23 protein-coding genes are annotated in these 22201 nt (G+C 58.2%); 9 read left to right on the top strand and 14 right to left on the bottom strand.

The genetic code is table 11. The features are described 5' to 3' along the window. Positions 1–86 precede the first annotated feature (86 nt). Positions 87–707 (bottom strand): cell wall hydrolase, encoded by a 621-nt coding sequence (locus tag AABM55_RS13790; RefSeq protein WP_347929883.1) that lies wholly within the window; start codon positions 705–707, stop codon positions 87–89. A 238-nt stretch (positions 708–945) separates the two neighbouring features. Here AABM55_RS13790 and AABM55_RS13785 point away from each other — a divergent pair, with 238 nt between their 5' ends. Further along, a complete protein-coding gene (locus tag AABM55_RS13785) occupies positions 946–1263 on the top strand; it encodes a DUF2388 domain-containing protein (protein WP_054597100.1) in 318 nt (105 codons plus the stop codon). 178 nt (positions 1264–1441) lie between these two features. Further along, a complete protein-coding gene (locus AABM55_RS13780; protein WP_347929882.1) occupies positions 1442–1777 on the top strand; it encodes a DUF2388 domain-containing protein in 336 nt (111 codons plus the stop codon). A gap of 157 nt (positions 1778–1934) precedes the next feature. On the opposite strand, the gene AABM55_RS13775 is transcribed toward AABM55_RS13780, so the two are convergent. Continuing rightward, positions 1935–3401, bottom strand: coding sequence for an amino acid racemase (locus AABM55_RS13775; protein WP_347930028.1), 1467 nt, complete (start codon positions 3399–3401; stop codon positions 1935–1937). Positions 3402–3409: 8 nt separating this feature from the next. Continuing rightward, positions 3410–4705 carry a dicarboxylate/amino acid:cation symporter gene (locus tag AABM55_RS13770; RefSeq protein WP_347929881.1) on the bottom strand — a complete coding sequence of 432 codons (1296 nt, stop codon included), beginning with the start codon at positions 4703–4705 and terminating at the stop codon, positions 3410–3412. Positions 4706–4934: 229 nt separating this feature from the next. Here AABM55_RS13770 and AABM55_RS13765 point away from each other — a divergent pair, with 229 nt between their 5' ends. After that, positions 4935–5852, top strand: a complete 918-nt coding sequence (locus AABM55_RS13765; RefSeq protein WP_347930027.1) for a LysR substrate-binding domain-containing protein — start codon at positions 4935–4937, stop codon at positions 5850–5852. Positions 5853–5994: 142 nt separating this feature from the next. Further along, on the top strand, positions 5995–7758 hold the full coding sequence (locus tag AABM55_RS13760) for an L-lactate permease (protein WP_054597098.1): 1764 nt from the start codon (positions 5995–5997) through the stop codon (positions 7756–7758). Between the two features lie 74 nt (positions 7759–7832). Here the strand turns inward: AABM55_RS13760 and AABM55_RS13755 are convergent, their stop codons facing one another. Then, a complete protein-coding gene (locus tag AABM55_RS13755; RefSeq protein ID WP_347929880.1) occupies positions 7833–9191 on the bottom strand; it encodes an MATE family efflux transporter in 1359 nt (452 codons plus the stop codon). A gap of 439 nt (positions 9192–9630) precedes the next feature. Between AABM55_RS13755 and AABM55_RS13750 the strand changes: the two genes are divergently transcribed. Beyond that, the gene (locus AABM55_RS13750) at positions 9631–10881 is read left to right on the top strand and encodes an IS256 family transposase (protein WP_347927428.1); all 1251 of its coding nucleotides are present in this window, start codon (positions 9631–9633) and stop codon (positions 10879–10881) included. Here AABM55_RS13750 and AABM55_RS13745 read toward each other — a convergent pair. The 4 genes from AABM55_RS13745 to AABM55_RS13730 all read right to left on the bottom strand — a co-directional run bounded on the left by AABM55_RS13745 (position 10833) and on the right by AABM55_RS13730 (position 13284). Beyond that, entirely contained in the window at positions 10833–11249 is a 417-nt protein-coding gene (locus tag AABM55_RS13745; RefSeq protein WP_347929879.1) for a nuclear transport factor 2 family protein, read from the bottom strand. The two genes, AABM55_RS13750 and AABM55_RS13745, sit on opposite strands and share 49 nt — an antisense overlap. Before the next feature lie 98 nt (positions 11250–11347). Next, the gene (locus AABM55_RS13740; RefSeq protein WP_347929878.1) at positions 11348–11725 is read right to left on the bottom strand and encodes an ester cyclase; all 378 of its coding nucleotides are present in this window, start codon (positions 11723–11725) and stop codon (positions 11348–11350) included. A 153-nt stretch (positions 11726–11878) separates the two neighbouring features. Next, positions 11879–12478 (bottom strand): NADPH-dependent F420 reductase, encoded by a 600-nt coding sequence (locus AABM55_RS13735; protein ID WP_347929877.1) that lies wholly within the window; start codon positions 12476–12478, stop codon positions 11879–11881. A gap of 71 nt (positions 12479–12549) precedes the next feature. Next, positions 12550–13284 carry an SDR family oxidoreductase gene (locus AABM55_RS13730; protein ID WP_347929876.1) on the bottom strand — a complete coding sequence of 245 codons (735 nt, stop codon included), beginning with the start codon at positions 13282–13284 and terminating at the stop codon, positions 12550–12552. 112 nt (positions 13285–13396) lie between these two features. On the opposite strand from AABM55_RS13730, the gene AABM55_RS13725 reads away from it, so the two are divergent. Further along, entirely contained in the window at positions 13397–13759 is a 363-nt protein-coding gene (locus tag AABM55_RS13725) for a helix-turn-helix domain-containing protein (protein ID WP_347929875.1), read from the top strand. A gap of 569 nt (positions 13760–14328) precedes the next feature. Next, positions 14329–15336 carry an acyltransferase gene (locus tag AABM55_RS13720; protein ID WP_347929874.1) on the top strand — a complete coding sequence of 336 codons (1008 nt, stop codon included), beginning with the start codon at positions 14329–14331 and terminating at the stop codon, positions 15334–15336. A 457-nt stretch (positions 15337–15793) separates the two neighbouring features. On the opposite strand, the gene AABM55_RS13715 is transcribed toward AABM55_RS13720, so the two are convergent. From AABM55_RS13715 to AABM55_RS13700, 4 genes are all read right to left on the bottom strand, one after another. Continuing rightward, a complete protein-coding gene (locus AABM55_RS13715) occupies positions 15794–16084 on the bottom strand; it encodes a hypothetical protein (RefSeq protein ID WP_103314425.1) in 291 nt (96 codons plus the stop codon). Between the two features lie 150 nt (positions 16085–16234). Then, positions 16235–16897 carry a dihydrofolate reductase family protein gene (locus AABM55_RS13710; RefSeq protein WP_347929873.1) on the bottom strand — a complete coding sequence of 221 codons (663 nt, stop codon included), beginning with the start codon at positions 16895–16897 and terminating at the stop codon, positions 16235–16237. A gap of 183 nt (positions 16898–17080) precedes the next feature. Then, entirely contained in the window at positions 17081–18259 is a 1179-nt protein-coding gene (locus AABM55_RS13705; protein ID WP_103314423.1) for a cystathionine gamma-synthase, read from the bottom strand. Then, positions 18256–19632 carry a cystathionine beta-synthase gene (locus tag AABM55_RS13700; protein ID WP_054597090.1) on the bottom strand — a complete coding sequence of 459 codons (1377 nt, stop codon included), beginning with the start codon at positions 19630–19632 and terminating at the stop codon, positions 18256–18258. The genes AABM55_RS13705 and AABM55_RS13700 overlap by 4 nt, the downstream gene beginning before the upstream one ends. A gap of 298 nt (positions 19633–19930) precedes the next feature. Between AABM55_RS13700 and AABM55_RS13695 the strand changes: the two genes are divergently transcribed. Beyond that, positions 19931–20290: a YciI family protein gene (locus AABM55_RS13695; RefSeq protein WP_347929872.1), complete on the top strand. Its 360-nt coding sequence runs from the start codon at positions 19931–19933 to the stop codon at positions 20288–20290. A gap of 366 nt (positions 20291–20656) precedes the next feature. On the opposite strand, the gene AABM55_RS13690 is transcribed toward AABM55_RS13695, so the two are convergent. Beyond that, positions 20657–20992 carry a hypothetical protein gene (locus AABM55_RS13690; protein ID WP_054597088.1) on the bottom strand — a complete coding sequence of 112 codons (336 nt, stop codon included), beginning with the start codon at positions 20990–20992 and terminating at the stop codon, positions 20657–20659. Positions 20993–21285: 293 nt separating this feature from the next. On the opposite strand from AABM55_RS13690, the gene AABM55_RS13685 reads away from it, so the two are divergent. Further along, entirely contained in the window at positions 21286–21711 is a 426-nt protein-coding gene (locus tag AABM55_RS13685; protein WP_347930026.1) for a DUF3592 domain-containing protein, read from the top strand. On the opposite strand, the gene AABM55_RS13680 is transcribed toward AABM55_RS13685, so the two are convergent. After that, positions 21708–22190: an ATP-binding protein gene (locus tag AABM55_RS13680; RefSeq protein ID WP_347929871.1), complete on the bottom strand. Its 483-nt coding sequence runs from the start codon at positions 22188–22190 to the stop codon at positions 21708–21710. The genes AABM55_RS13685 and AABM55_RS13680 overlap by 4 nt on opposite strands. Positions 22191–22201 lie beyond the last annotated feature (11 nt).

The following is a 22201-nucleotide window of genomic DNA, read 5'->3' as shown; positions in this document are numbered from 1 at the left end:
AGAAATGCCGATAACTCCTATTCATACTGGCACTGCGCGGGGGGCTTCGCCACGTTTGCATCCTGACGGAGTCTGAGCAAACGCGTCTATCGTGCGGTACCGTCGTGAGGCTTATAGAAGACAAATTTTCGGGTCTCGGCGGTCTTGATGTATTCCCTGGCCCATTCGGGTTTCACGTGTTTACTATGGAAATACATGGCGCCATGGGTTCGATCAGTGAGTTGGTGATTGAGCGCTTTTCGCGCTATTTCCGTAGCAGCCGCATAGGGAGCGTCTTCGTCGGTATGATCCGATCGTCGATCACACCACCACGAAAACTGGCAAGCATGCTTTTGCGAACCTTGCTTGACCACCTCGCACACCGTACCTGGAAAACCTTCATGGCCTAGCCGGTTCAACACCACATTGGCAACCGCTTCCATGTCGGCCAATTCCCCACCTTTGGCCTCCCAGAAAATAGTGCGTGAAAGGCAAGTTATTGCATCCTTCAAGGGTGCTTTGCCTGCCGGATCGACCGCCTGCGCTTCAGAGGGGGTAATCGCCTCGGCTTTGGGCACCGGTGCCAAACTGCCCTTCTCTGCAGTCTTCTGTTCCAGGACTTGCGCCTTGTCCACCGCCACCTCCTTGTTTTGCGCTTGGTCAGCCGCGCTCACCTGCCCCCCGAGAAGGGTTATTGAGAGACAAGTAGCAATCCAGATCAGACGCATGACGAACCTGCTGACCAAGTCATGTTGGCGACTCCGCTTATTGCGGTCGACACCGTAGCGGCCCAATCATTCCAACAGACTGACAGCTGGCAACTATTGCCGCTGCGTATCACCCGACCGGCCGCTCCCCCTTCTGCTTTGCGTGTAGATATGCCGACGCAGGGGAACTCCTGACTGCCGCCACACCTCCAAATTTAAGTAGCACATCCGTTGCTTCATCCATTCGGAGGACGCCGTCATGCGTCGCACACTTGTCATCTCTTCGCTAATCCTTTGTCTGCCCTTTGGTTCGGCCTTTGCCCGTGTAGATGCACGCGATGTCGCCACCTCGGCAGGTGTTTCCGCATCCCTTTACTCAACGTTCAAGGACCACAAACTGGTCGTTTCCGCCCGCGATGACGCTTCCAGCTTCGTGGCGAGTGGAGGTGCCATTCGCGGTGCCTATCTGGAGTCGGAGTTGAAACGGATTCGACTTGAACACCCAGGCCTCAAGGCCAGCGACGAAGATCTGGCCCAAGCAATCCTCATTCAAGCCGAGGCACCTGCCGATCACTAGAGGCATACGCACGTCAGTGACAAACTTCGAGGTTCACCGGGATGATGACGTTGGCCTAACGTCCCGGTCCTCGGCCTCTGTGCTGACATGCACCACCGACCAGGAACTCCTGTCCGACAGCGCGGATCAAAAAACATAAGACCAGTCATTCAGGTCTCATGTTTTCGGAGGACTCGCCATGCGACGTATATTCCTCATTCCATTGCTGGTGCTTTGCTTGCCCTTCGGTTCGGCCATGGCCCACAGGCGCCATATGCCCGATATTGATGCGCGCGAAGTTGCAACGTCGGCAGGGCTCTCCGTGTCGCTGTACTCGACATTCAGAGACGACAAAATCGTCACGCCAGCCCGCGAAGACCTCTCCAGCTTCGTCGCGAGCGGCGGCGCCATTCGCGACGCCAATCTGGAGTCGATGTTGATGCAGGCTCGACACGATCATCCTGGCCTCCAGGCCAGTGACGAAGAGTTGGCCCAGGCGCTGCTCGTTCAATCCGGGGTACCTGCGGATCACTAGAGATGGACGACGCAGGTCAGTGACAGGCCCCGTTGGGTGCAACGAACGTTGCGTGTACCTGGCAACGGTGGACGCTCGAGTCGATCCCTCCTGCAAGGGTTCGACGGCACGACCGTGAGTCGGCACCGTCGTTGCACTCGCAAACAGTCCAACATCATCACTGCGAAGCCCATTGAACACATTTGATCGCCAGAATAGTGGTCGGATCCACCAACGCGACAGTGTGTTCGCGTATTTTGAAATCGTCGCAATGGCTCAAGACCAGCGGCAGTTCCGTGCATCCCAGAATCAGCACATCCGCCCCCAATTCGCACAGATGCTCTGCGGCAAGCAGTAGCTGATCCTTGCAATGCCCGTCGACAAAACCTGCCTTGATCCCACGCTCACCATAAATCGCATCCATCACCAGCCCCTGATAATCGAAGCCTGGAGTGATCAGTTGCAAACCGGCGAGCCGTGCAGCGTCATGATAGACCCGGCTCTGGATCGTGCCGGAGGTGGCCAGCAGTCCAATTGTCTTGCCTGAACCGTATCGCTCGGCGATAGCGCCTATGGTTTCGTTGAGCATATTGATAATGGGAACCCGAAGGTAAGCCTGGATACGCTCGACGAACGCGTGCGCTGTATTGCACGGGATCGCTATGGCATTTGCACCATAACTCTCAAGCCGTTTGCAGGCGGCATACATGGCCATGGTTGGATCGGCTTGATTGAACAACAGGTTCGCGGTTCGGTCCGGAATCTGCGGATTCTGTTCGACGACCATCTTGATGTGTTCCTGATCCCGGCCAGCCGGCGTATGCCTGACCACCTTGGCCATGAAGTCCACCGTCGCCGCAGGGCCTACGCCGCCCACGATGCCAAGCTTGAACGGTGGACGAGCCGTTTGGTTCTCTGGAAGGGTCGCCGCCGCAGCGTATATTTCATTCACATCGAGCAGCTTCACCCCGCGACGTTGCAGGTCGGCACACACCAGCGAGAGCTCTGTCATCCCTGGGACGATCAGGCTCGCCCCCTGGTATTGCAGCGACAGGCAGGCCTGATGCACACGCTCCAACGGGACACCCTCAAGCTGTCCGTCCTTGATACCGTCGACACCGTACATCGCCTCCATCATCGCCGATTGATCCTGCTCAGTCGGATAGACCAATTGGAAGTCAGCCCCAAGGTAGCGCTCAAATAACCCTGAGTGACGAACGTAGTCCGAGGCCAGAACCCCCAGCGTGCTGCCCGGGTCTGCAACATGACGGATGTTCTCGCTCAGGGCCGCCATCATGTCCAGGATGGGAATGCCCAACTCCTCCTGGATCTCCTCCCGGAAGGTGTGGCTCGCGAAACAAGGCAACATGATCGCGTCCACCCCGCTCGCCTCAAACGATTGGCAGACTTGAAAGACATAGAACTTTCTGGAGGTCATGCTCGCGACCCTGTCCAGTGGCAACAGAATGTCCTTGAAGGGATGTTGCTCGAAGAGGAAGTGGTATCGACCTTGATCAGCCAGCACGGCTCTGGACTTGACCAGTTTGAAGAAAAGGTCGCCTCCCGCCAGGGAGCCAAGGCCGCCGACGATACCCAGCTTTCGGGTCAGGGCTGGCGTGTTTGTTCGTTGGGATTGGGCTTTCATCATGATGTTCACACTGCTACCGAGGAAGCGCTGGGGGCTGTTGACGCCTGGACAACCGGCGCTGCTTCATCAGCCTCTTCGGCGGGTTCCGATTTCGCGACGACAGCCGTGGCGATGCTGTTACCGACGACATTGGTCGCGGTCCTGGCCATATCAAGGAATTGGTCGATACCGAGAATCAACAAAATGCCCGCTTCAGGAAGGTTGAACATCGGCAACGTTGCTGCCACCACCACAACCGAAGCTCTTGCGACACCGGCCATGCCTTTGCTCGTCACCATCAAGGTCAGCAATATCAGCAGTTGCTGGGTAAAGCTCAGTTCAACGTTATAGGCCTGGGCGATGAACATGATTGCAAACGCCTGGTACATCATCGAACCGTCGAGGTTGAACGAATACCCCAACGGCAGCACAAAGCTGGACACCCGTTTCGGAGCGCCGAACTTCTCCAGAGCCTCCATGGTTTTCGGGTAGGCAGATTCGCTACTCGCCGTGGAAAACGCCAACAGGATCGGCTCCTTGATCAGCTTCCCCAAGGTAAAAACCGAACGACCGAGAAACAGATAACCTGCGCCGAACAGCACCGCCCAGAGGATAGCGATACCCAGGTAGAACTCGGCGATCAGCTTGCTGTAGTCCAGCAACAAGCCAAGCCCTTCGGTGGTGATCGCGGACGCAATAGCGGCGAACACGCCGATGGGCGCAAAGGCCATGACATAGTCGGTGATCTTGAACATCACCTTGGCCAGCTCATCCACACCCTTGGTGATCTGGGTGAAACCCGCTTTTTTCACGGCGGCCAGGGCAAAACCGAAAAACAGCGAGAACACGACAATCTGCAAGATCTCGTTGTTGGCCATCGCCTCGGCAATGCTGCGCGGGAAAACATGACTGATAAACACCTTGAGACTGAAATCACCGGTGTTCACCGCCAACGGCGTGGCGCCCGCCTGACTGACGTGCAGATCGAGCCCGGCACCCGGCTGGAACACGTTCACCAGTAGCATGCCAATGAACAGTGAAACCACCGACGCGCTGATGAACCAGGCCATCGCCCTGGTGCCGATGCGCCCCACGGATCTCGAACTGCCCATGCTGGCGATACCGCCAACCAGCGTCGCAAACACCAGTGGCGCGATGATCATTTTGATCATGCGAAGAAAGATGTCGGTGACCATCGAGAAGTAGGTAGCGATTTCTTTCGCAGACTTGGCGTCTGCTGCGAAATGGTGGCAAAGCCAGCCAACGAGCACGCCCAATGCGATGCCGTAGGCGATATGCCGAGGGAGTCTGTTGTTCTTCACGGTGTTTTCCTCAAGTCGTGTTATTGGTTTTTTGCTTGGCAGGAGAAAGGATCGAAATGCCCGGGTGCTCTGTTGCTGCGGGCGGCATGATCGATTCTATGAAGAGCGCGATAGGCAGATGATGAGTAATCGCCATATCCCGATGCGGTTTTGGAATAGTTTGTGAAATGTCGCGAATACCCGGTATCAGGGGCGTAGAATTTTGCGCAGCACAGCTGGAGGCGGCGTCATGCAAATCAAGTGGTTGGACGATCTATTGGCAATCGCCGAGTGCAAGAATTTCTCCCGGGCGGCCGAGATTCGATGTGTGACCCAATCAGCGTTGTCGAGACGGATTCGCTCATTGGAGGATTGGGTGGGTGTCGAACTGGTCGATCGGGGCACCTACCCGATTCAATTGACGCTGGCAGGCCGAACCTTTTGCGAACAAGGACGCGAAGCCCTGGCTGCATTGCTTGAATTGCGTTCAGCGCTCAGGCAAGAGGAACGCATGCCTGGGCGTTCCATTCAGGTCACTGCCGGGCACAGCCTGTCGATGACCTTCCTGCCCAAATGGCTGACCCGCTTTCAACAGCACAACGCGCATTTCAATGCACGTGTGGTGGCGGCCAATATCCATGACGCGGTCATCGCACTGGCCGAGGGAAACTGCGATCTGATGATCGTCTACCATCACCCTCAAGCGCCGATCCTGCTGGATGTCGAAAAATTCGTCAGCCTGACCTTGGGGCACGACTCGTTCATCCCTCTCTGCGCTCCGAATCGTCGGGGTGAACCGCTGCACCGGCTGCCTGGGAAAACCGGAAAACCCGTCCCGCACCTGGCCTATACCACCACGACTTTTTTGGGGCGCGTTGCCGATATCGTCATCAAGAACGCCCCTGTTCCCTGCGTGCTTTCCCGTTGCTATGAAGCCGATATGGCGATGCTGCTCATGCGGATGGCAATCGAGGGCTACGGCGTGGCGTGGTTGCCCGAAAGTGCCGTGACGGAAGCACTGGAACGCGGGCAACTCGTCCGGGCCGGTGGCAACGAGTGGAGCGCTCAGCTGGAAATCCGCTCGTACTGTTCGAAAGCCAATCAGAATCCGACCATGCTGGAACTGTGGAAAACACTGGAGACAGCTTCACACCGTATCTCTGTCTAGCATCAACGGGCTGTGACGCCGTTCATTCGAGCGCATGCCGCCAAACGCAGGCCGGCCGGCCCGCCGCGCAATGCCACCTATACTCAATTTCACCTCCCCCTTTCGGGGCCTGCACTGCCAACAATAGACGCAGAGGTGGAACATGGTCTGGCAGCAAGTCTACGATCCCTTCGGTAACCCGCTGGTCTCGACCCTCATGGCGGCGTTACCGGTGGTGGTGATGCTCACGTCCCTGGCGTTTTTCCATCTCAAGGCGCATATCGCAGCCTTGCTGGCGCTGAGCACGGCCTTGCTGATCGCCATCTTCGCCTTCGGTATGCCGGCGAATATGGCCGGTTCCGCCGCTCTCCTGGGTGCCGCGACGGGTCTGGTTCCGATTGGCTGGATCGTGCTCAACATCATCTATCTGCATCGGCTGACCACCGAGAACGGCTCGTTCAAAGTCCTGCAGGATTCCCTGGCGCGCATTACCGACGATCGCCGCCTGCAATTGCTGCTGATCGCCTTTTGCTTCGGCGCGTTCTTCGAAGGCGCGGCGGGGTTTGGCACGCCGGTGGCGGTGACCGGGGCCATCCTGATCGGCCTGGGCTTCTCGCCCCTGGCCGCGTCCGGCCTGGCGTTGATCGCCAACACCGCGCCGGTGGCGTTCGGTGCCTTGGGCACACCCATCATCACCTTGGCGAAAGTCACCGGGCTGGATGAAATGCAACTGTCGATGATGGTCGGCCGGCAGTTGCCGTTCTTCTCGGTGCTCGTGCCGTTCTGGTTGATCTGGGCCTTCGCCGGTTGGCGCAAAATGCTGGAAATCTGGCCGGCGATTCTGGTGGCCGGAGTCAGCTTCGCGGTGCCGCAGTTCTTCGTGTCCAACTACCATGGGCCGATGTTGGTGGACGTGATTGCCGCACTGATTTCCATGGCTTGCCTGACCGGTTTTCTCAAGGTCTGGAAACCCGCCCGCGTACACACCTCTGCCGCCTTGTCGGGGCGAGTCGACGACTCAAAAGTTGAGGAATCGCCAGACGAAAAAACGGCGGCCAGTGCAACCTTTGCCAGCGATGCCCGACCCACCGTAATGCGTGCGTGGATGCCCTGGATCATCCTCACGGTTTTCGTCTTTGCGTGGGGCACTCAAGGCTTCAAAAACATGTTCGACATCCGTCCAGCCATGGACCCGCAAACCCACTCGGCCAAGCTCGATCCCCAGGGTAAGCCAGTGAGCGAGGCGAACCCGATCTTCGCGCCGGCCCTGACCTTCACTACCCTGCACTTGCAGGTCGAAAAAGTTCCGCCCGTGGTGCCGCAACCGAAACCTGAGGAAGCTATCTATAAATTCACCTGGCTCACCAGCACGGGTAGCGGGATCTTGCTGGCGGCGATCTTCGGTGGGCTGCTGATGGGCTATTCCATCCCGCAACTGGTGAGCCAATACCTGCGAACGCTGTGGGTGGTGCGCTATTCGCTGACCACCATCGCGGCGATGCTCGCCCTCGGTTTCATCACCCGCTATTCCGGTCTGGACGCAACCATGGGCCTGGCCTTCGCCGCCACCGGAATCTTCTACCCGATGTTCGGCACCCTGCTCGGCTGGCTCGGCGTCGCCTTGACCGGCTCGGACACGGCGTCCAACGTGCTGTTCGGCGGCTTGCAACGAGTAACCTCGGAACAACTGGGCATCAGCCCGATCTTGATGGCCGCGGCCAACAGTTCCGGCGGGGTCATGGGCAAGATGGTCGACGCCCAGTCGATCGTGGTGGCCTCCACCGCCACCCGCTGGTATGGGCATGAAGGGGAAATCCTGCGTTATGTGTTTTTCCACTCCATCGTGCTGGCGATACTGGTGGGCGGGCTGGTCACGTTGCAGGCGTATGTGGTGCCGTTCAGCCATTTGGTGGTCGGCGGACATTGATCGACATCAGGCGGGTTGTTTCCCTTTAGCTCCATGCCCGGGATCTTCGCCCGGGCGTGGAGCGTGTCAGCCACCTACACCAGCCGCTCGATCTTCTGATGCTGCCAGACGATGGTGTAATACGCCGTCTGCAACATCAGCATCCCCAGGTAAGCCAGCGGAAACGCCATCCACACGCCTTGCAATCCGAACTGCGCATCCAGCACATACGCCATCGGCAACTGCACCCCGACCACACACACGATCGCAATCGCCACCGGCACCATCACCGTGCCGCTGGCGCGCATGATGCCGCCGATAACCGCCTGGAAACCGAACACCAGCAGGCTCCAGAGCATGATGTGCAACAGGTGTTCGGCCATGGCCTGGGTGGACGGATCGGTGAGGAACAACCCCAGCAACCAGTGCGACAGCAAATAACCCAGCACCACCAGGCCACCGGTCAGCCACACATTGATCAACAACCCGGTGCGCAGGATCAGCCCGATCCGCTCGATACGCCCTGCCCCGATGGCCTGAGCCCCGAGGATCGACGCCGTGATCGCAATCGACAGCGCCGGGAACTGCACGTAATTGACGATCTGCGTCACCGCCCCGTACGCCGCCGTCGCCTGGGAACCGTGCTGGTTGACCAGCGCCAGAATCACCAGCTCCGACAGCGACAGCACGACCATCTGCAACCCGGTGGGCAGGCCGATGCGCAGCACTTTGCCGAGGATCCCCAGGTCCAGCCGCATCGCCGCAAAAAACGCCCGATCCGGCGCCAACGGATGCCCCTTGCGAATCAACCGCCAAGCCAGCCAACCCATCGCCGACAGGTTGCCCGCCAACCCGGCAAACGCCGCACTCTGAATGCCCATCTGCGGCAAACCGAACCAGCCGCGAATCAACGCCGGCGTCAGCGCCAGCCCGATACACGTCGACACCACCAGCGCCACCAGTGGCGACAACGTATCGCTGACCCCACGCAACAACTGGGTAAACAGCACATAAACCAACAGCGACGGCAGGGTCCACATCATCACATGCGCATACGCCACCGCATCGTCCAGCACATCCGCCGGCGTCCCCAACCCCTGCAACGCCGGCCGCGCAAACACACTCCCCACCACCGCCGCCACCAAGCCGATCATCGCCCCCAACAGCAACGTCGTCCCGGCAATCGCCTTGACCATCTGCGGCTCCCGCGCGCCCCACGCCTGACCAATCAACACCCCCGCCCCCGCACCGAGGCCAATGACCAGCGCGATAAAGAAAAACACGATCGGGAACATCCCGGACACCGCCGCCAGGGCTTGAGTGCCGAGCATTTGGCCGATGTAGATGCTGTTGATCGTGCCTGACATGGACTGCAGGAAGTTGGACAGGACCATGGGGGCCAGGAACAGGAGGTAGGTTTGCCAGAGGGGGCGCTGGATGGAGGGGGTTTGCATGGGTGAGAGGTTCCGTCTCGGGTGGGGATGCCGTGACGGGATTCTACGGAGGGTGGAATGAGTAATGAACACAAATAATCGGGATCGATCAGGTACTCGGAATCGGTGGCTGACCGAGTTGATGACTCGCCATTCACGGGAGCCTGCATGCGTTGCCTCATGCCCATGCTCAACCCTTCGCCGGCACACAGCGCATCGAGCGACAGTGCGGGGGCGTTAGCTGTTCGCTGACTTTGTTAATAGTTTCGTGTGTTATCGATCTCGATGAGTCAGGGCCTGGAGCTCGCGACCATCTTTGAGGCCCGCGCTAGTGCTTGCGTGTCGACGTACTCCCGGATGTTCGTCAGCTTGCCATTGCGAACAGTGATGGCGAAGACAAAGTGGTCCGGGGGTGTCAGAAATTTTGTGTTCGGGCATAACATGAGCAAGAGGTGCATGTATGCCAACCAAAAAGAAACCTGCGTTGCGAGAGCTGCCGAAAATCCCGAAAGAGCTGCTCGAGCAATTCACCGATGGACCGATGACCGCTGAAGCCATCGAGGACGCGTCTGCGGCGTTCAAGAAGGCTTTGATCGAGCGAGCCCTGAGTGCTGAGCTCGGGCATCACTTGGGCTATCCGCCGGGCGCGCAGCGTCCAGAGGATGAAACCAATCAGCGCAACGGCAAAAGCGGCAAGACGGTTCTAACCGGCGACGGCCCGCTCCGACTGGATATTCCTCGCGACCGGGACGGCAGTTTTTCCCCTATCCTGATTCCCAAACACGAGCGCCGCTACACCGGGTTCGATGACAAGATCATCGCCATGTATGCCCGTGGAATGACTGTCAGAGAGATCCGTGCGTTTCTTTCAGAGCAGTACGGTACTGACGTTTCTCCCGACTTCATCAGCTCGGTAACCGACGAGGTCATGGCAGAGATCGGTGCATGGCAACAGCGGCCTTTGGAGCCGATGTACCCGGTGATTTTTTTCGATGCTCTACGGGTCAAAATCCGCGAAGAGGGGCTGGTTCGCAACAAGGCGATCTACTTGGCCCTAGGTGTTTTGCCTGACGGAACACGCGATATTCTCGGCATTTGGATAGAAAATACCGAGGGCGCCAAATTCTGGATGAAGGTGTTCAACGACCTCAAGACACGCGGCGTCGAAGACGTGTTGATTGCTGTGACCGATGGCCTTAAAGGCATGCCAGAAGCGCTCAACGCCGTATTTCCAGACACGACACTGCAAACATGCGTTGTCCATCTGATCCGCAACAGTCTTGATTACGCAGCCTGGGATAAACGCCGCGAACTGGCCAAGGCGCTCAAACCGATCTATCAGGCAGTCACCGCCGAAGCGGCTGAGCAGGCGCTGGATGCGTTTGAAAACGGGCCATGGGGCAAGCAGTATCCGACGGTAGTGGCGGCTTGGCGCCGCGCTTGGGATCGTGTGATTCCATTTTTCGTGTTCCCGCCGGCGATCCGAAAAGTGATCTACACGACTAACGCCATTGAGAGCATCAACGCTCAGCTGCGCAAGATCATCAAGACCCGCGGCCACTTCCCGACCGACGATGCGGCAACGAAACTGATCTGGCTTGGGCTACGCAATATCACCGCAAACTGGGGCTCAGCGGCACATGACTGGAAAAGCGCGATGAATCAATTTGCGATTCTGTACGGAGATCGATTTATCAGGCCGACCTGGTAAAAGCACGGCCTGCCTGACGGCAGGCCGTTACCGGCCCGCACACAAAATATCTGACAGTCCCAGTGGTCCTCAAACGTCCTGTTCGTGGCTTTGACTTTACCCGTAGCAAAGCCGACTACCAGAACCCGGTCTCCCTGCGCTACGAACTCGGGGGGCTCCTGGGATGAAATTTCCATCTCTGCGGAAGCCTTCTGAAGCACGTCTGCCAATCCCGCGTGCCCGTGGTACGTGCCGGCCAGCGGCCAGCCCTCTCCCGGAATGATCCACTCGATATCTTCGGCAGACAACGCCAGCAGACCGTGCCTATCGCCAGCGCCCATTGCTGCAAAAAAGTCTTTCACTATCTGGATATTCTCTTGAATGCTCATAAAGACCTCTCCACTGCTCTGACATCGGATCGCGTAGTGTCGGCCATTCAGCCGGGGACGAGGCCAAGTTGCTGCTGCATTGCGGAAGCCTCGTTATATCAATGGAAAGATACGATCTTCCCTTCCTCGAGGCGGAAAACATCGCATGACGGGACATCTATCTTCTTGCCCGTGGGAGCTAGCGTCCCTGAAGCAAGAGGCAGATCACCCTTGTGCGTTCCCCGAATCGCGAGTTCGACAACGACGACGTCTCCCGCGACATGGATGTTGAATATCTCACGGTGGACATCGGGGAACGCACTGACCATACCCGCGATAGACTCACCAATGGCCTTGCCGCGAAACTTCATGCCGGATGCCATATCCCACATGTATCCTTCCTCAGAGAACATGGAGACAAACTTCTCGATATCCGTTCCTTGGCCTTCCGCGGCGGCGCAGAGTTCTCTGATTATTCCTTCATTATTAAGCATCATCGATCCTCTTCTTCATTATTGAGCACTTATCCAATCGTATAAGTTGTGGACCTATCAGTGAGGACCTGAAGCCGGCGTCGCCCTCACTTTAATCAGACTGTGGCCGCCCTTTTCCACGAGGGAGATTGCATCAAAAATGACGATCACGATTCATCAGTCAAACTTGACCAAGTCCTTAAAGATCAGGTGACCCCAGCTATTTCCGCGCGCCTGCACAAGTAGTCCACCTTCCGAAAGCCCGCCCAGTTTGATCGGCGAGAAACCGAGATTTTCCGCGAGCGCACCAACCTCCGTTGCGGCGTCGTCATCGTCGCTTGCCAGGAATACGACTCTCCTGCCGCCCTGCACGGCCGGATCTTGAGCAAGGACGGCAGCGCCTAAATGATTGAAGCCCTTAACCAGTCTTGCACCAGTGAAGGCCTGCGCGACGACCTTGGAAGAAGGCTGTCCTCCCAGTTCCTCGGGGGACACGCCGTAGGCATTGGTCACATCGATGATGGTCTTGCCCTTCCAAGTGGGCAGTGCCTTTGCGACATCCCGGTGCGACTCGAAACGGACCGCCAAAAAGACGATGTCCGCCTTGACGGCTTCCGCCAGTGTTTTGGGAATGATCTGAGGTCCGATCGCTGCTGCGGCGGATGCAAAGCTTTCCGGGTCGCGCGTGGTTGCAACGGATACTTCGATGCCGTTGCGGGCAAACGCCTTGGCCAAGGCCTGACCGATATTGCCGAAGCCGATAATTGCGTAGCTCATATATTCTCCTCAGGTTTTCCACGCCCAGCCGCTCCAACTATCGAATGGAGTGACCGGCCGGGCGCGGCGAGTCAGATTTGCGCCAGGCCGCCGTCAACGGCGACCTCACTTGCGGTCATGAAGCTGCTGTCCTGCGATGCGAGAAACGCGGCCGCCGCTCCGATCTCCGCCGGATCGGCCATGCGCTGGAGCGGATTCATCGAGGCGAAGACCTTCATGCCTTCCTCACCTAACGCTGCCTTCGCAAGTTCGGTCGCAGTCGGCCCGGGCGACAGCACGTTTACCCGGATGCCGGTACCCTTCAGATCCTCCGCCCAGCTCCGCGCGAGGTTGCGCACTGCTGCCTTGCTTGCGCTGTAGACACTGAATGCCGGGGCGCCCGTGGTGCCGGCGCTCGACCCGGTCAGGATTATCGAACCGCCCTGCCCCATCAGAGGTAGCGCCTTCTGGACCGTGAAGATCAAACCCTTCACGTTGGTCTCGAAGATTTCGTCAATATGCTCGGCGGTGATCTTGCCGAGCGCAAGTTGGCTTCCCGCCCCGGCATTGGCGAAGACGATGTCGAGGGTTCCGCGCTCGGCCTTCACCGCCGCGTAGAGTCGGTCGAGGTCAGCCAGATCGGAGACCGAGCCCTTCACCGCGCGAGCATTGGGCCCGAGCTCGGCCACAGCGGCGTCGAGTGCTTCCTGTCGACGGCCAAAGATGAAGACGAAGGCGCCCTCCTCGATGAAGCGCTTTGCCGCGGCGCGGCCGATGCCGGTAGCGCCGCCGGTAATCACGGCGGTCTTTCCATTCAGTCTGGTCATGTCGTGCATCCTTCGTTGGAGTTGTACCCAAGCAGGAATTGCTTGCTTGAGGACGAGGATGCAGCCCTGATAACCTAAGGACAAGTATGCACCTTTTGGTAAGTATCAAAAAATGACGACGACTTCTGAAATCTGCGGTACCGGATGCGGGCTCAACGCCACGCTGCGTATCATCTCGGGCAAGTGGAAACCGCTGGTCTTGTTTTTCCTGCGCGACGGCCCGAAGCGCTACGGCGAGCTCAAACGTTTGATCCCGGGCGTTAGCGACAAGGTGCTGATCCAGCAATTGAAGGATCTGGAAGCCGACCACGTGCTGGCGCGGACCGACTACAAAGAAGTGCCCCCGCGCGTGGACTACACGCTGACCCCGCTCGGCCGCAGCCTGGCTGAGGCGATCGTGCCGCTGTGCAACTGGGGAACCGAGAACGCGGCGGAAATGGCAAGCATCTTCGCCAAGCGCGACACGTTGCCCTAGCAGGATGCTGAAGAAACGCTGAATCGGACGCCCTCCGCACTCGAGGGAGGGTGGCAGGTCGAACTCTTCCGACCAGACTGTCAGGACGCGGTTTGGGCGCCCTGGCCCATTTTTGTTTTCAGGCGAACGCCGGAGGTCCGCTTCTGGCCAATCTGTTGCGTCGACCGGTTGAATCCACAGCCAAAAGCCGCCGGTCACGGGAATCTACCAAAAAGTGGGCGATTCACTTGGAGCCATGCTGCCAAGCAACGTCAAAAGCCCAGTCATTTAGCGAATCCCTCGCGCCTAGAATTTTTTCATGGTGTGAAGCGTAAAGTGCAAAAGCTGTCCTAGACTGAAAACTTTAAAGGGTCTGATTTCATGAAATTTTCACCGCCGCGACCACTGGGTTTTTATATGAACTAAAGACAGTCTTCAGACGCAGCACTGCCTTTATCGAATATCCTCTATCGACCCAAGAGCGGGCTTGGTATTGATAGAGAATTATGATTTCTGGAAAAAAATGCGAGGGAGCGGAACCTTCAGCTGACTGCTGATTGAGACACACATTCCAACGAGCGAATGCAAACATGAATGGTCATTCCGTAGCAGACTCCCGATTAAGCATGCTTGATGGATGGCGCGGCATCAGCATCTTGCTTGTCTTGGCGTGCCACCTGCTACCACTTGGTCCAAAGCATTGGCAATTGAATTTTGCCGCAGGCGTTATGGGAATGGCTATTTTTTTTACGCTATCGGGTTTCCTGATAACAAATTTTCTGCTCAGCAACAGCAGCGTCGTTGATTTTTTAATCCGCAGAATCTTTCGGATTGTGCCTCTCGCCTGGTTGTATATGGCGATTGCTTTATTTGTCATGAACAGCACTTCGGATTTTTACAGCGCAAACTTTCTGTTCATTGCCAACTGGCCGCCAATGTGGCTTGGCAATGCAAATGGCCACCTATGGAGTTTGTGCGTAGAGGTCCAATTTTATGTCGCCATAGCGTTGTTGGTAGTTCTGATGAGAAACAAGTGGGTAGTGCTAATCCCTTTTCTCTGCATTGCCGTCACAATGTACCGAGTCGTGAATGATGTCCATGTCGCAATCAACACGTATTACCGCATTGATGAAATACTTGCTGGATGCATACTTGCACTGATACACAGCAATAGACTGGGCAACACCCTTGCGAAACTTCCGACCCAACCGGGGGTCGCACAAATACTTTTACTCCTCCTGTTTGCCTTGTCCTGTCATCCCGATGCGGGCTTCATGAACTACTTCCGCCCCTATCTTGCCGCAGCCTTGGTGGGGAGCACGTTACTCAATAGCCGGGCACGAGTGACCCAAATCCTGAATAGTCGCGTTCTATTTTATATAGCTACCATCTCGTACGCTCTCTATGTTGTTCATCCGCTGCTGGAACAGACTTGGCTGGGTAGCGGAGAGACCGTCATAAAATATTTGAAGCGCCCTTTGTTGTTCGCCGCAGTTTTTCTCACTGCGCATATCTCGACCTTCTATTATGAAAAAAGGTGGATTGCTTTTGGTAAGACGTTTTCCAAGAAAGTAGCTAGCCAATCGGTTACCAGCTAAACGTCCGCAGAGGGTCGCAAGCAGTCCTCAGTGAGCGGCGGCTTTTGGCCGTTTTCTACCCGTCAGGTCTGGCTACTTTGGGCTCAGGCTGTGTGAAAACGCAGGCAGTGTTTTGAAGTTTGCGTCACTACGTAAAATTTACCAGTAATGGGTTGATCAGCCGGACTGGAAATTTGCGCAGGAAGGCGTTTTCGTTCTGGTCCAGGGCCACATCGATACAGATCCTACAGCAGCCTCGGAATCCCTCACCTTTCCCCCTGATTGGATGAAGCTTATAGTCCCCCCGTCGCCCATATGGCGACCAGGTTTGGCGACCTGCTGATCGGATCAGCCCTTTAAATCTGATTCGGAGCTCCACCCATGGCAGGCGTCGAAGTGAATGAAAACGGGCGCCTTAAAGGCGCCCGCTTTGCGTGCCGGGAAGCGATAGTGTCGTGACATCAACCGAAACAGCGCGCTATTTGATCTGCACAATGACCGGACCTTCCGTAACGATCGGCGGGCTCGCATGGATATGCGAGGCATTTTTCTGAATCCACTCGCGCGCGACTTTCAAACTCGCATCGCTGCCGGCCTTGTCCGTGCAAACAGTCACCGCCGTAACACCATCACCCGTATTCAGCAGCGTGTAGCTGACGAGGCCAGGCACTGTCCGCAGGGCAGCTTCGACATCGGCCTTGCGCTCTTCTAAAAGTTTGAAAAGCTGCTTTGCTCCCGTACCCAGGTAGGTTCTTATCACCGCATACATAGTCGTCTCCTTTGGGAGTACCGTCTTGATGCCAAGCCAGATCCGATAATCGCCGCTATCACTCTGGTTTCAGTTCACTCCCGACTTTTTAAGTTTAGCCAAACGCTGGTGACAAACGAGATGCAACGACTACCGGCCTTCAGCGAGTGGTTAGTCGTCCGTGTGTCCTTGGCGCCGTAGGACGACATGCGTGGCCTTCTCCGACGCTACATGTTCAACGCATTCGTATCCCAGAGCCCGCAAGTCAATCCCTTCGAACAGCGATTCTCCCCGGCCGAGCAGGACCGGTGCGATAGCAATGTGCAGTTCATCGATGAGGCCCTCACGAAGATACTGCCGGATTGTGTCCGGCCCACCGCCGATTCGCACGTCCATTCCGGCAGCAGCCTCGCGTGCACGGTCTAGCGCCTCGCGAATGCCTCCTGTTATGAAGTGGAACGTCGTATCGCCTTCCATCTCGATGGGGGGACGAGCGTGATGGGTCAAGACGAAGACTGGAGCGTGATACGGTGGATTATCTCCCCACCAGCCTTTCCAGTTTGTGTCCGGCCAGTCCCCACGAATGGGTCCGAACATGTTCCTCCCAAGAATCCAGGCCCCAACATTCTGAAAGCCACGGGCGGCGAAATCATCGTCAACCCCGGTCGTACCGCCGTCCTTGCCGAACAAGGCCCGCTGGAACGTGCGTGTTGGTACCAGCCACTGGTGCAGTTCCGTCCCACCAACACCGAGCGGATTGTTGATGTCTTGATTCGGACCTGCTCCGTATCCATCGAGCGAGATGGTAAAACCCTCAACGCGAACCCGTGTCATCGTTTGCCTCCGTTTAGACGCCTGGCAAGTAATCAGCGGATGCCGGCGTTCGGTCATGCTTATCAGTAGGGACAGGTCGTGTCATGCGTAAGCTTTTGTTTTCACGGCGGGGCCTTTCCGAGCTATGTTGCGCCCTACCCCTGTAGCAGCTGGCGAAGCCAGCTGCTACAGGGTGTGCGCTGCTCAGATTTGCGCCAGCGCCTGGGCCAGGTCGGCGCGCAGGTCTTCGACATCTTCGATCCCCACTGACAACCGTATCAATGCATCGCCGATGCCAAGCTCTGCACGGGTTTCGGCGGGGATGCTGGCGTGCGTCATGATCGCCGGGTGCTCGATCAGGCTTTCGACCCCGCCCAGGCTCTCGGCCAGGGCGAAGATCTGCACACTCTCGAGGAAACGCTTGGCACCCGCCAGGTCGCTGTCCAGGTCGAGGGAAATCATCCCGCCGAAACCGTGCATCTGCCGTTGCGCCAGTTCGTGCTGCGGGTGCGACGGCAGGCCCGGATAATAGACGCGCGCCACCTGTGGCTGATGCGAAAGCCAGCGTGCCAGTTCCAGCGCGTTGCTGCAGTGGCGCTCCATGCGCAGCGCCAGGGTCTTCACCCCGCGAAGGGTGAGAAAAGCATCAAACGGCCCGGCGATAGCCCCCACCGCGTTCTGCAGAAAGCCCAGTCGCTCGCGCAGCTCTGCATTCTGCCCGACCACGGCAATGCCACCGATCACGTCGGAGTGGCCGTTCAGGTACTTGGTCGTCGAGTGCAGCACGATATCGAAGCCCAGCTCCAGCGGCCGCTGTATCCGTGGGCTGGCAAAGGTGTTATCAGCCACACAGATGATGCCCCGCTCGCGGCAGGTACGCGCGACCGCGGCAAGGTCGGTGATGCGCAGCAAGGGATTGCTCGGCGTCTCGACCCAAACCATTCGCGTGTCGTCCTGCAGCGCCGCTTCGAAGGCCGTCAGGTCAGTCAGATCGACGAAACTGAAGCGATGCCCGGCACTGCGCCGACGCACCTTGTCGAACAGCCTGAAAGTGCCGCCATACAGGTCGTTGCCAGAGACGATATGCGAACCGGTATCGAGCAGTTCGAGCACGGTGGAGATCGCCGCCAGCCCGGAGGCGAAGGCAAATGCCTGGGTGCCGCCCTCGAGGTCTGCCACACAGCGCTCCAGCGCAAAGCGCGTCGGGTTGTGCGAGCGCCCATAGTCGAAGCCCTTGTGTACGCCGGGGCTCTGCTGCAAGTAGGTGGAGTTCGCATAAATCGGCGGCATCAACGCCCCGGTGGTAGGGTCCGGCGTCTGGCCGGCATGGATCACACGAGTGGCGAAGGCCCGTGGCGTGGCGTTTTCATCGTGTTGACTCATGTAAGGGATCTCCGCAAGTGATTGAGCATGTCGACGCGAGTGATCAGGCCGTGGAAGCCCGAGGCGTCGGCAATGACCGCCACCAGCCCACGGTCGAGTTCCGCCTGCAGTTCAGCCAGGCTGGCGCCGGGAGGCAGGGTTTCGACCTTGTCGGTCATCGCGCTGGCCACGGTCATACGAAAGTGCGAAGCGTCTTTGTGCACGCCCAGCAGAATATCCGACTCGTCGATCACCCCCACCAGCCGCTTTCCGCCCACCAGCACCGGCAGTTGCGACACATCCGCCAGGCGCATGCGCTGGAAGGCGGTCAGCAATGTGTCGTCCGGGCCGACGCTGATCACCCGGCCATCCTCGAAACGCCGCGCAATCAAGTCGCGCAGGTCGCCGTAGCGCTTGCGCGCAAGCAGGCCCTGGTCGGTCATCCACTGGTCGTTGTAGATCTTCGACAGGTAACGGGTGCCGGTATCGCAGACGAAGCTGACCACCCGCTTCGGCTCGGTTTGCTCGCGGCAGTAGCGCAATGCGGCCGCCAGTAATGTACCGGTCGAAGAACCGCCAAGAATGCCTTCGGCGCGCAGCAGTTGGCGGGCGTGATCAAAGCTTTCCTCGTCGCTGATCGAATAGGCCTGGCGCACGCTGGACAGGTCGGCAATCGACGGAATGAAATCTTCACCGATGCCTTCCACCGCCCACGAACCGGGTGTGCCAAGGGTGCCGCTGCGGCTGTATTCGGCCATCACCGAGCCGACCGGGTCGGCCAGCACCATTTCCAGGTCAGGCTGCACACGGCGAAAGAAACGGGTCAGCCCGGTCAGTGTGCCGGCCGAACCGACGCCGACGACGATGGCATCCAGATCATGCTCGGCCTGCGCCCAGATCTCCGGAGCGGTGCTGCACTCATGGGCCAGCGGGTTGGCCGGGTTGTTGAACTGATCGGCGAAGAACGCGTCGGGAATCTCCTGCGCCAGCCGCGCGGCAACGTCCTGGTAGTACTCGGGATGGCCCTTGCCCACATCGGATCGAGTGATGTGCACCTCGGCGCCCATCGCCTTGAGGTGCAAGACTTTCTCGGTGGACATCTTGTCCGGCACCACCAGCACCACCCGGTATCCCTTGGCGCGACCGACCAGCGCCAGGCCGAGGCCGGTGTTGCCGGCGGTGGCTTCGACGATGGTGCCGCCAGGTTGCAGGCGACCATCGCGCTCGGCGGCGTCGATCATCGCCAGGCCGATGCGGTCCTTGATCGACCCACCGGGGTTCTGCGATTCAAGCTTGAGGAACAATGTGCACGGGCCAGTATCAAAGCGGCTGACGCGCACCAGCGGCGTATTGCCGATCAGCCCGAGCACAGCCGGGCGAGAGTTGTTCGGCATGTCTTCACCTCCTTGCGGACTATCACATTGGATGGGCTGCAACCGACGGTGAGTCAACGTGCGCCCATCACAGGAAATGTCTCGCTTGGACCATAGGCCGGGATCGTGTCGCCCGCAACTTTGCGCAGCCAATTGGTAGCGTCGCCGTCGGAACGGCAAGGTCGTCATGACCTTGAAGTAACCATTCGCACCTGCGCCCCAATCGTCGAAAAATTTTGCAGTACGATATCGACTTCCGGAACCCCGTTCGTCATTCCAATGCCAGGCCGATGAGACCGGCTCAAACAAGGAGAAGACGATGCGTGTCATTGTGTTCGTGAAGGCTACCGACGACAGTGAAAAGGGCATTCTGCCCACGACCGCGATGTTCGAGGCGATGCGCCGATATAACGAGGAACTGGTCAACGCCGGCATCATGCTTGCCGCCGACGGCCTCAAGCCCTCCTCGCAAGGCAAGCGTATTGCGTTCGATGGTCCCGGCCGTACGGTCATCGACGGACCTTTTTCCGAAACCCGCGAGCTGGTCGCCGGCTTCTGGCTCTGGGAAGTCAAGGACATGGACGAAGCAGTCGCCTGGGTGAAGCGTTGCCCCAACCCCATGCCGGGACCGAGCGAGATTGAGATCCGACCGCTGTACGAGATGGCTGATTTACGCTGAAAGTCTGATGCAGATGCTTGCCGAAGGTGATCCCGGCGATGGCGCAGCGGCCCTCTCGCTGGCCCTCCCACAACATTAAATACGCCGCCATTTCGCGCAACGAGCACAGACGAAAAAGCCCGGCTAAACCGCAATGCTTTCACTTAAGGAGGTCTGGAGGCCTGAGAAGTATCTGTGGCGAGGGAGCTTGCTCCCGCTGGACTGCGTAGCAGGCCCAATTCAGGGCCGCTTCGCGCCCCAGCGGGAGCAAGCTCCCTCGCCACAACTGCGGTTGTGCCTGAAACATCGGCTTAAGTGAACAGCATTGCGGCTAAACCGGGCTTTTTTCACGTCCGAGCGTACTTGCCCGCAGGATCGGTACCGCGCTTACTGAACGTTTTTCAACTTGATCACATCACCAGAGATCTTGGTGGTGTAACCGGTCAGGACCCAAGCCCAGAACCATTTTTCCTGCACCTGGGTGTTGATCATTGCATCGCCGCCCTTGGCCTTGATCGCCGCGTCCTGAGCACGAACAAAACGGCTGTTCTGCTGGATCGGGATGCAGCCAAACAGCATGAGGCCTGTGGCACTCGCTTCACTGTGACCCAGAACGGTGTATTGGGTGCTGTCATAGTGCTGGGTTTTCATCGAGGTGCCGGTGCAACCCGCCAGAACCAGGCCGAACAGTACAACGGCAACAACTTTGCTGAGGTGCTTCACTGAATTACTCCATGAGAAAAAGCCCGGGATCCATCTCTCGAGCGGCGCATACTTTAATGGATGAGATATCAAAATGGTATCGCTCGCGAAACCCGTTAAACCGCCCGACACCGGTGATAAAAATACCGGTCCCGCTTTTGGAGGCTGCCATGGATCATGACGAAGTCAGTAAACGCAATGGCACCGATATGAACGCCGGACAGCACCAGGCGCAGTTCTTCCCCATCCGATTGACAGATTCCCGCCGGTTCTTCGTAATGACCGGCGTTTACGGACGATGCAAGGGACCTGCCATGACCAAGACGCCATCTTCTGGCCGGGGCGATCTGCCTCGCGCGCTGATTTTCATCCCGCTGGGCCTGTGCCTGCTCTACCTCACCCTATGGCTGGTCGAAGACCGGCTTGGCTTTCTGGCCCAGGCGCAACGCGCCGAAGGGCATGTCAGCGCCCTGAACGCGGGTGGCAGCCACCCACAAATTGACTTCACCGACGCCACGGGCAAGGCAGTCAGCTACCCCGAGAACGGGTTTATATTCGGCTACGCGGTGGGCGACTCAGTGACAGTGCTCTACCGCGCCGATGCACCCTCCAGCACCGCGATCATCGAAGACCATGGCGCGCTATGGGGCGCGAGCCTGCTGGCGGGCCTGTTCGCAATCGTGTTCACTGCAGGGGGCGGCTACCACGTGGTCGCCCAGCGCAAAGTTGATCGTTGCTAATGTACAACGACAACCAGCCCCTCCTCCTCGCCCGGAATGCTGAAGTAGCGTGTGATCAGATCAAACTCGGCGTCTGTGGCTGCGAAATCATGTGCGCCCTCGGCGTTCCGTGCGTGCAATCTGGCGCGGCAAGTCTCTTCGTCAACGTCCAGATAATGCAGGCAATGCTGCGCCCTCGCATGATCTGCCAGGGTGCGCAACCACTCGCGATCAGAGACGGTGTTTGCAGGAAAATCCAATACCACGCAAACACCTGCCGCAAGCATGTTGGTGACCAACGGCCCCAATACCCCACGAATGCGATGTGCACACTGCACATAATCGCCCACCGAACGGATCTCTCCGGGGTAAAGCATCGAAAGCCAATGGTCTTCGCTGAGTAGGATGGCCGCGTGGTTGTCGGCAAGTACCTTTGCCAACGTTGATTTACCAGACGCGATCTTGCCGCACATCAAATGCAACGTAGGTGTAGTAGTCATGGGATACGTTC

Source organism: Pseudomonas helvetica (assembly GCF_039908645.1).
Taxonomy (GTDB): Bacteria; Pseudomonadota; Gammaproteobacteria; order Pseudomonadales; family Pseudomonadaceae; genus Aquipseudomonas; species Aquipseudomonas helvetica.
The sequence above is the reverse complement of the archived record's forward strand: the minus strand, read 5'-3'. Positions and strand labels throughout refer to the sequence as shown.

Excerpts from the sequence above, each read along its gene's own strand:
- AABM55_RS13735 (WP_347929877.1), bottom strand. The coding sequence starts at position 12,478 with ATGAGCTACGCAATTATCGGCTTCGGCAATATCGGTCAGGCCTTGGCC.
- AABM55_RS13685 (WP_347930026.1), top strand. The coding sequence starts at position 21,286 with ATGACCAAGACGCCATCTTCTGGCCGGGGCGATCTGCCTCGCGCGCTG.
- AABM55_RS13790 (WP_347929883.1), bottom strand. The coding sequence starts at position 707 with ATGCGTCTGATCTGGATTGCTACTTGTCTCTCAATAACCCTTCTCGGG.
- AABM55_RS13710 (WP_347929873.1), bottom strand. The coding sequence starts at position 16,897 with ATGACACGGGTTCGCGTTGAGGGTTTTACCATCTCGCTCGATGGATAC.
- AABM55_RS13695 (WP_347929872.1), top strand. The coding sequence starts at position 19,931 with ATGCGTGTCATTGTGTTCGTGAAGGCTACCGACGACAGTGAAAAGGGC.
- AABM55_RS13765 (WP_347930027.1), top strand. The coding sequence starts at position 4,935 with ATGCAAATCAAGTGGTTGGACGATCTATTGGCAATCGCCGAGTGCAAG.
- AABM55_RS13750 (WP_347927428.1), top strand. The coding sequence starts at position 9,631 with ATGCCAACCAAAAAGAAACCTGCGTTGCGAGAGCTGCCGAAAATCCCG.
- AABM55_RS13785 (WP_054597100.1), top strand. The coding sequence starts at position 946 with ATGCGTCGCACACTTGTCATCTCTTCGCTAATCCTTTGTCTGCCCTTT.
- AABM55_RS13720 (WP_347929874.1), top strand. The coding sequence starts at position 14,329 with ATGAATGGTCATTCCGTAGCAGACTCCCGATTAAGCATGCTTGATGGA.
- AABM55_RS13740 (WP_347929878.1), bottom strand. The coding sequence starts at position 11,725 with ATGATGCTTAATAATGAAGGAATAATCAGAGAACTCTGCGCCGCCGCG.
- AABM55_RS13700 (WP_054597090.1), bottom strand. The coding sequence starts at position 19,632 with ATGCCGAACAACTCTCGCCCGGCTGTGCTCGGGCTGATCGGCAATACG.
- AABM55_RS13745 (WP_347929879.1), bottom strand. The coding sequence starts at position 11,249 with ATGAGCATTCAAGAGAATATCCAGATAGTGAAAGACTTTTTTGCAGCA.
- AABM55_RS13725 (WP_347929875.1), top strand. The coding sequence starts at position 13,397 with ATGACGACGACTTCTGAAATCTGCGGTACCGGATGCGGGCTCAACGCC.
- AABM55_RS13715 (WP_103314425.1), bottom strand. The coding sequence starts at position 16,084 with ATGTATGCGGTGATAAGAACCTACCTGGGTACGGGAGCAAAGCAGCTT.
- AABM55_RS13775 (WP_347930028.1), bottom strand. The coding sequence starts at position 3,401 with ATGAAAGCCCAATCCCAACGAACAAACACGCCAGCCCTGACCCGAAAG.
- AABM55_RS13780 (WP_347929882.1), top strand. The coding sequence starts at position 1,442 with ATGCGACGTATATTCCTCATTCCATTGCTGGTGCTTTGCTTGCCCTTC.
- AABM55_RS13730 (WP_347929876.1), bottom strand. The coding sequence starts at position 13,284 with ATGACCAGACTGAATGGAAAGACCGCCGTGATTACCGGCGGCGCTACC.
- AABM55_RS13680 (WP_347929871.1), bottom strand. The coding sequence starts at position 22,190 with ATGACTACTACACCTACGTTGCATTTGATGTGCGGCAAGATCGCGTCT.
- AABM55_RS13755 (WP_347929880.1), bottom strand. The coding sequence starts at position 9,191 with ATGCAAACCCCCTCCATCCAGCGCCCCCTCTGGCAAACCTACCTCCTG.
- AABM55_RS13760 (WP_054597098.1), top strand. The coding sequence starts at position 5,995 with ATGGTCTGGCAGCAAGTCTACGATCCCTTCGGTAACCCGCTGGTCTCG.
- AABM55_RS13705 (WP_103314423.1), bottom strand. The coding sequence starts at position 18,259 with ATGAGTCAACACGATGAAAACGCCACGCCACGGGCCTTCGCCACTCGT.